Genomic DNA, 7,639 nt, shown 5'->3' with positions numbered 1-7,639 from the left:
GTTCCAACTATAGGCTTCGAGAAAGTATTCCCGACATCAGGAGACGTTTTTCGAGACATACCCGTACTCGCTCTTCGATGGCTTAGACTTTAATTGGCTGGCCAAGAGTGGCCGCAAATGGGGAGGTGGCAAATCATGCGTGGGAGCGCCAAGATGCCCAAGAATGATGACATGGTGCCCACCATTGAAGGTGCACCCACCAGCGAAGCCATTTTTCGGATCGCCCGCATACATCGCCTCGTCGCAGGGGGTCTTTTGCGAGAAACCGGCCTCTATCCAGGGCAGGAAGTCCTGATGATGGCGTTGTGGGAGAAGGGGGAGCAGCGTCAGACGGACCTGGTCAGGACGCTGGGCCTCGATCCTTCCACCGTTACGAAAATGCTGCAGCGCCTGGAACAATCTGGTTTCGTCACGCGCAAACCCTCAACTGTTGATCGCCGCACCATTATGGTGAGCGCCTCGCGCGCCGGCCAAGCCTTGCGGAACCAGGTCGAAGAGATCTGGCTGAGACTGGAGGAGCTGACGACGGCGGGACTGGCCGAAGAAGACCGCAACACGGCGATCCGGTTGCTGGAGCGGATTGAATCCAACCTGGCAGGCGAATCGGAGCACGCGACAGCGAAAGGCTGACCCTGACTAGGAAACTGATCTGAGCGTTATGCCCCTGGTCGGGTGCCGTGCCGGCTCACGTAAGTCTGCGGCCTTAGTCCTTCGCTGGTCGCAATGTAGGTTTGCATCCCCTTGGACGGCGTCGGTGTTCTGTGCGCTGACCGTCAACCACCGCCCAGGCTGTTGCCGTACTGTGGTGAAGCTGATGACTCCACGCCTGGTCCCTGCGGTTTCCCCGGTGGGCGTGATCTGCCCGGCCATTATCCAAGTCGCGTGGACAACGGCAACGTCTGCTCCGAGTTCTCGAACCGTGACGCGCTCCAGTGCCATGACAGTGTGCGGGCGTGGCCGTGCCGCCAGCGAGTTCCGGAACTACGACTGACCCCTACGATCCGGCAGGCTTCAGAATTGCCTATTCCCTGTTTCAAAAGCTGATCATAATGAGCGTGCAGCGTTCTTCCCTAGGAGGCTGCTGAAGTAATCGCGCGGTGGGCGTGTCGGCTGAACTGGTGAGCCGGGTGGTCAAGACTGGTTGTATGCAGGGACGCGAAGACGCGCAGCGTGGGTATTTGGATGTGGAGGTGCTGGCCGGGGAGTTGTTGGCCCCGGGCAGCGTTTTCGCTTTTCTGGCCGCGCATCGGGGGCGGCTGTTCCCGGATTCAATGATGGAGGACCTGTTCCCGTCGCACCGGGGCAGGCCATCGGTTCCGGCCCCGGTGATCGGTTCGGTGCTGGTGCTGCAGGCATTGCTGGGTTTATCTGACCGGGAAACCGCCGAGGCTTTGACTTATGATCTGCGGTGGAAGGCCGCATGCGGGTATGGGCTCACTGATACGGCGTTTCACCCGGCACGCTGGCGTACTGGCGCAGGCGCCGGGGTACTGAACGGGAAGCGCCGGCGGGCGGTGGACTCCACGGTCCTGGACGAGGCGGTCGCCAGGCAGGACACCATCACGCAGCTGATCGCGGGCATACGCCGTTTTGGCCGTGACGTCCCCGGCGGGCAGGACCTGATCGCCACCCAGGCGTCCGGGTATGACTACACCCGGACGGGCAAGCCTGACATCGCGTGGGATGGCCGGGACGCAAAGGACGGGCTGATCTCGGCCCTGGTCGCCGACGCCATGGCCCTGCTTGCGGCGGTCGATCCCGAGACTCTTGATGGCAGGGCCGCTGATGCGTACGCGCTGTTGGCCCTTGTCGCCGGGCAGGACGTGGAACCGGCCGAGGATTGAACGGGATGGACGGCGGTGGAGGATCGCCCGGAAAGTCGCCCCGGACCGGGTGATCTAAACCGTGGACCCCGATGCCCGGCATGCGCATAAGACCCGGGAAGACCGCCGGGACGGCTACAAGGCCCACATCGTGATTGAACCGGACACCGGACTGGTGACCGCCGCGACGCTCACCAAGGCCGCGGGCGAGGGTGCCGCCGACGCCGAAGCCGGGGCCATGCTTTTGGAGCAGGACCAGACGATCACCACCGGCGTGCAGGTGCTGGCGGACTCGGCCTATGGAACCGGAGAACTGCTCAGGACCCTGGTGGCGGCCGGGCACACCGCGTTGATCAAGCCCAAGCCCCTGGCCCGGGCGATCGAGGGCGGATTCACCATTGATGACTTCAACTACGATCAGCAGGCCGGAACGCTGACTTGCCCTAACGGGCTGGTGTGCGCGCGATCATCGCTAGGGGATATGTCACGTTCGGTGCAGGCTGCACCGGTTGAAGTCCCGCTGCACGACCACAGCCCGGCGCCGGATAATCGAGCTGCATCCCGAGCACGCCCTGATGCGCGAGCACCGCACCGCAGCCCAAGAAAAGCTTACAGGTCGACTACACGCGCCACCGGCCCGTGGTCGAACGCTCCATCGCGTGGCTCGTGAAAGACAACCGGCGCCTGCGCTACCGCGGAACCACGAAAAACCACGTCCGGTGGCAACTGCGCATCGCTGCAGTGAACCTCAAACGCCTCCTGAAGCTCGGACTCACCAACGAAAAGACCGAAACCACCCAAAACGGCCCAGTCCCGAAAACCCAGACAAATGACAAAGGGCTGGCCCGGAACACATGAACACCCCGGACCAGCCCTTCAAAGCAATTAGTTCAGCAGTCTCCTAGGGCGCCCCGGCCCCTCGGCGGTCTTTTCATATCTCCCAATTGCAACTCCCTATAACTCAGCTGTTGCAACCACCGCTACACGCTAAGGCCCACGAGACGGCTCAGTTTTCGACCATCGCTGACACAAGAGCTGTGAGGACGGCGTTGCAGGGTTATCTGACCTGCTCTCGGTGTCGCCGGACTGCATCGTTGTTTCCGCACCTCGCCGAGCAATACGCCCGCAGACCGTTCCTGCTGGTGTCGACAAACGCGACCCCGCACGAGGCCCTTGCGCACACACCCAGACGGCTGCCCTCGGCCTCGACGGCGAAGATCGCCAGCCCTCCTGCCGTGACCGCCTTCACCCGGGCGACGACGTCGTCCTCCTCCGGGGCGAAATTCGATGAGAAGCTTGTTTATCGCAGCGCACCGCGATTCAACATCGACAGCGTCGAACGCAGACCGCAATCTCACCGCCCACGCATGCAGCAGCTCAGCTGCAGCCCCGGTCAAGGCTGCTCTGCGGATCTGATGCTCACCGAGAACTTTCCTGCGCCGAGTCGACCGTCCACCGGCCGCCAGCCGCCCTGCTGCGCACGGTGGCATGGGCAGGCTCTTCAAGGCCTGTTACGCACCCTCGACGTTGGGTTCCTTCCGGCGCTGCTTCACCTTCGGCCACGTCCGCCAGCTGGACGCTGTCGCGTCCCGGTTCCTGGTAAACCTTGCGGCACCGACCCCGCTGATCGGTGGCAGCGCCGCGGAATACACGCTCGTTGACGTGGACGACACGATAATCGAGGTTCACGGATACAAAAGCAGGGCTCGGGCTACGGCTACTCCGGGGTGCGGGGCCTGAACGCGCTGCTGGCCAAGGTCAGCACGAAGGACACGGCCCCGGTCATCCTCGCCTAGCGGCTGCGCAAGGGCTCGGCCGGTTCGCCCCGCGGCGCGGCTGGTCGCCGACACCCTTGCCACCCTCAAACGCATCCGGGACGGGGCCGCCGGCAAGGTGCTGCTGCGCGCGGACTCCGTGTTCTACGGATACGCCTCCGTCAACGCAGCTACCAAAGCCGGCGCCGCGGTTTCTATCACTGCCCGCATGGCAGCCGATCCAGTACACCGATGCGGTCTTCGACGAAGCGTCGGACCGGTGGATCTCCGCCTCCGAAGTCGCCGAGACACCGTTCACCGCGTTCAGGTCCCGCAACAGGGCGAACGCGTCACCGGGCGCCTGGTCGTCCGCAGGATCCCGGACCTGAACCCGCACGCGGGCGCCCGACAGCCGACCATCTTCGACACCTACCGGTTCCACGCTTTCTTCACCACAGGCACACTGGACACCGTGGCCGCCGATAAGACCCACCGCGGTCACGCGGTCATGGAGCAGGTCAACGCCCACCTGAAGAACAGGGCCTTGGCTCACCTACCCTCTGGTGTCTTCACGGCCATTGCTGGCAGCCCCGCCGCCTCCGTGTTCCTAAACGTTCTTGTGAAGTTGTGCGATGGTCGGCGAGTTCCGTCGCCCAAGCGCACGGAGTATTCATCGCCCGGACTCAGCGTGTGGCTAGGCCCGCTGCGGCGGTGTACCGTCCAGAAACTCGACTTCGAGGAACAACACAGGCTCGAGTGTGGCACACAGAACCACCAGTTCGTGAAGGTCGGCGCAATTCCGGCTGACCTGTGGTCAGCGACCGATCCACGGCGTATTCATACAAGCAACGCTCAGCTAAGTGAGCGGACTCAATGAGCCGAGATTGGTTCGCGAACGGCGCTGCTCATTCGTTGAAACGAGAACGTAGTACGGAGTCTCACTTCAAGTACCTTGGATCTGGGCCTGGCCCCTGAGCTCAATAGTGACCGTTGCAAATCTCGAACGATTGACGGGATGCGACGTCAGGCCCTGAAGGCCAGCGATTCTCGCTAGAAGGTAAAGTCCCCGAAGACCAGTGCGATTCCGTGTCCCGGTCAGTGGGCCGATTGTCGCCCAGACTGTGTCCGTGCCCGTAGTCTTTCCAACATTCCTGGACCTTCAAAGGAGAACATGGATGACCGAGAAGACTTTGCCCGTGGCATTTCCTGTACAGCATCACACCGCACGCGTGGGAGACCTGCGAATTCACTACGCACGCGCTGGCAGCGGCGAACCAATCGTGCTGCTGCATGGCTGGCCTCAATCGTGGGCGGCATGGAGAAACGTAATTGGCGCGCTGTCGCAAAAGTACACCGTCATCGTCCCGGATCTGCGGGGCCTCGGATCCACCTCCAAACCGGACACCGGCTATGACGTGAACACAGTCGCTCGAGACATACGTGGTCTGGTCACATCACTCGGCTTCGACAAGATATACCTCGCCGGCCACGACTGGGGCGCCGCCGTCGCCTATGCGTATGCGGCCCAGTTCCGGGAGGGAGTACACAAACTTTCCATCTTCGAAATGGTCCTCCCCGGTTTCGGCATCATGGAGGAAGCCATGACCCCGCAACAGGGGGGAAACTTCCTCTGGCACATGGCGTTTCAATCAGTGCCCGATATCCCGTATGCCCTTATTCAAGGCCGGGAAGACATCTACATGCGGTGGTTCTTCGAGCACTATGCGTATGATCCGTCCGCGTTCAGCGCCGAGGACGTCGCAATTTATGTCCGTGCAATGACTCACGTAGGTAGCCTTCGCGCCGGACTCGAATATTACAAGAGCTACTTCGAGTCAGCTGCACAGAACACAGAGCACGCAAAGCAACCGTTGACAATCCCGGTGTCAGCGTGGGGGGGAGAGGCTTGCCTCGGCGACGCCACCAAGGCGTCCATCGATCTGGTGGCGAATGACGTGAGGGGCGGAGTCATAGAGCGCTGCGGCCACTGGATAGGCGAGGAGCGCCCAGAGTTCGTTGCCGGCCACCTCCTGGAATTCTTTGGGGAGGGACAGTGAGAAACGTCAAATCAGAGAACGAAAACACGGGCCCCGTGCCGGGGCTGCGGGGCATGGAGCACGCCGCTTTCACAGTACCAAACCTCGAAGAGGCTGTTCGCTTCTTCGTAGATGTGCTCGGCTGCGAGCACATCTACGACATCGGTCCCTTTCGGGACGACCAGGGAGACTGGTTTGCTGAAAACCTCGACCTCAATCCTCGCGCTGTCGTTCCTGCAGCGGCACTGCTGCGCTGCGGGCACGGCTCGAATTTCGAGATCTTCGAGTATGAGGCACCTGACCAGGTGCGACGAATGCCCCTCATGAGCGACTGGGGCGGCATGCACCTTGCGTTTTATGTTGATGACATGGACACCGCGCTCGCATACCTTGAAAGCCGAGGCATCCGCATCCTCGGAGGATCGAAGGCCGGCATGGGACCGGAAGCCGGCGAAGAGTCTACCTTTGCGCACTTTCTCTCTCCGTGGGGAATGCTCCTCGAGTTTGTTTCTTTCCCCAAGGGCAAGGATTACATGCAGGGACTATCCCGTCAGTTGTGGCAGCCCCTTGCGCCGGCCTTGTAGCCGCCGCTAAGAATTCAGTCCCAAGTCACAACGACGTGAAATTCTAGAGGGCTTTGAAGGCCCGGATGCATCGTTCTAACTCTGCACAGCGGACACCCGGTCAGCTCAGCATTCTTCTGATCGGCGCACCGCGAAAGGCAGGACGCCACGGGAAGTCCGCCGCTGATCAAGCGCCTCATCGCCAGACAGATCTTCCGCCAACTCCAGACCCTCATGGTTTGACTCGCCACCATGGATGGGTCTCTAGGACGTGGTGCTAAACCTTTTTGAGGTCTGGATGCGGTTGGCTCGTGTGATGTGCAGTCGTTTCCTGGTTTCTGATGAGATGTGGTCCGTGATCGCACCGCATATTTCCCGCGTGGAAGGGCAATGGGCGTCCTGTCGCGGACCGCTGTCTCGTCGGGGAGGGGATGGCGTGGAGGTTCCGGACCAGGGCGCCCGGGCGGCTTCAACCCAGGATGAGTAGCTCCGATGAGATTCAGTGAAATGTAGGCGATCAGAGATCGCCAGAAGGGCGTCGAGAGCCCGTTGTGCCTGGCGCCGGCTGCGACGGCAAAGCGGCGAGTCCCTGCGCTTGCCGTGACGCCTTGAAGGGTGCGTTCGCCGTGTCGACGGTCTCCCGCGACATCCCGGCGGCAAGCGGTGTGGAATCGACGAGACGGAGCACATGATGCCCTGAGGGGAGGGGGGCTTGGGCCGGGACTGTGATGGACGCCGAGATAAGGGGCGCGGCTGCCCGGAGGCGTTTGTTGTATCCGCACCGGTGCGGAATACCGGCGTACATGCCTGTTAGATGGGTCCGGGCGGACCGGACCCACCTCGCTTCGGAGGAGTGTCCGAGCTATTGCTGGGCCACCACCAGGCAAAGCAGTTCCGCTTCAGACAATTCCAGCTGGCCGGCAAGACTTTCGTTCTCGGCCACCTGTCCCACGATATGGGGACTGGGTCTGAGTCCGAACCGAACACCCCTAGCCATCATCTCGCCCCGTTGAAGCCGTTTGCTGCCGCGGAAGGTTTGGAAGTTGGCTGACTGGCCATTGAAATGGCCTCCCGATATGAATCGGGCCATCAACGGTGCCGGGTCGCTTTAGAGCGTGCGGAGAATAGCCGCGACTCTCTGGTTGGCGTCGCCGAAGAGCCTCTGAGGGTTGTCTCGGAAGAACAAAGGGCTCTTGTGACCGGCGCAACCGGCGGTCACGGATGGCTACTGCGACGTTGTCGGCCAACTACACACGCAGCACGGGCATGCCCATGCTGCGTGTGTACTCAGCCGCAGAGGGGTCCATTGCGTTTTGGCCCCAATCACGCGTCACCGACACGCCCCTGAAAGACGCATTAATCTCGTCTATCCAGCAGGATGTCGTGGGGAACAGGAGCATCTTCATACGACCTTGGCAACAGGACCGCAACCAGGTGAAGGCGCAACAATATACCTCCTAGGC

4 protein-coding genes and 2 pseudogenes are annotated in these 7,639 nt (G+C 61.8%); 5 read left to right on the top strand and 1 reads right to left on the bottom strand.

All coding sequences use genetic code 11. The features are described from left to right. Positions 1 to 153 precede the first annotated feature (153 nt). Together ACFRAU_RS22840 and ACFRAU_RS22835 are read left to right on the top strand one after the other, a co-directional pair. Complete coding sequence (locus tag ACFRAU_RS22840) at positions 154 to 630, top strand: MarR family winged helix-turn-helix transcriptional regulator (RefSeq protein ID WP_378001615.1); 477 nt, start codon at positions 154 to 156, stop codon at positions 628 to 630. 515 nt (positions 631 to 1,145) lie between these two features. Continuing rightward, positions 1,146 to 2,681: pseudogene (locus ACFRAU_RS22835) on the top strand (transposase). Between the two features lie 199 nt (positions 2,682 to 2,880). Here the strand turns inward: ACFRAU_RS22835 and ACFRAU_RS22830 are convergent. Then, positions 2,881 to 3,006, bottom strand: a complete 126-nt coding sequence (locus ACFRAU_RS22830) for a CGNR zinc finger domain-containing protein (RefSeq protein WP_378001617.1) — start codon at positions 3,004 to 3,006, stop codon at positions 2,881 to 2,883. Positions 3,007 to 3,302: 296 nt separating this feature from the next. Between ACFRAU_RS22830 and ACFRAU_RS22825 the strand changes: the two are divergent. From ACFRAU_RS22825 to ACFRAU_RS22815, 3 genes and pseudogenes are all read left to right on the top strand, one after another. After that, a pseudogene (locus ACFRAU_RS22825) lies at positions 3,303 to 4,454 on the top strand (hypothetical protein); the annotation flags it as partial. A 298-nt stretch (positions 4,455 to 4,752) separates the two neighbouring features. Then, positions 4,753 to 5,634, top strand: a complete 882-nt coding sequence (locus ACFRAU_RS22820) for an alpha/beta fold hydrolase (protein ID WP_378001614.1) — start codon at positions 4,753 to 4,755, stop codon at positions 5,632 to 5,634. Continuing rightward, positions 5,631 to 6,197: a VOC family protein gene (locus tag ACFRAU_RS22815; protein WP_378001613.1), complete on the top strand. Its 567-nt coding sequence runs from the start codon at positions 5,631 to 5,633 to the stop codon at positions 6,195 to 6,197. Before ACFRAU_RS22820 ends, ACFRAU_RS22815 begins: the two co-directional genes overlap by 4 nt. Positions 6,198 to 7,639: the final 1,442 nt, after the last annotated feature.

The organism is Arthrobacter sp. NPDC056691 (genome assembly GCF_042791415.1).
In the GTDB taxonomy this organism is placed as follows: domain Bacteria; phylum Actinomycetota; class Actinomycetes; order Actinomycetales; family Micrococcaceae; genus Arthrobacter.
This window is presented reverse-complemented; position numbering and strand designations above follow the sequence as displayed.

Coding starts and splice junctions, on each gene's coding strand:
- ACFRAU_RS22840 (WP_378001615.1), top strand. CDS start 154: ATGCCCAAGAATGATGACATGGTGCCCACCATTGAAGGTGCACCCACC.
- ACFRAU_RS22820 (WP_378001614.1), top strand. CDS start 4,753: ATGACCGAGAAGACTTTGCCCGTGGCATTTCCTGTACAGCATCACACC.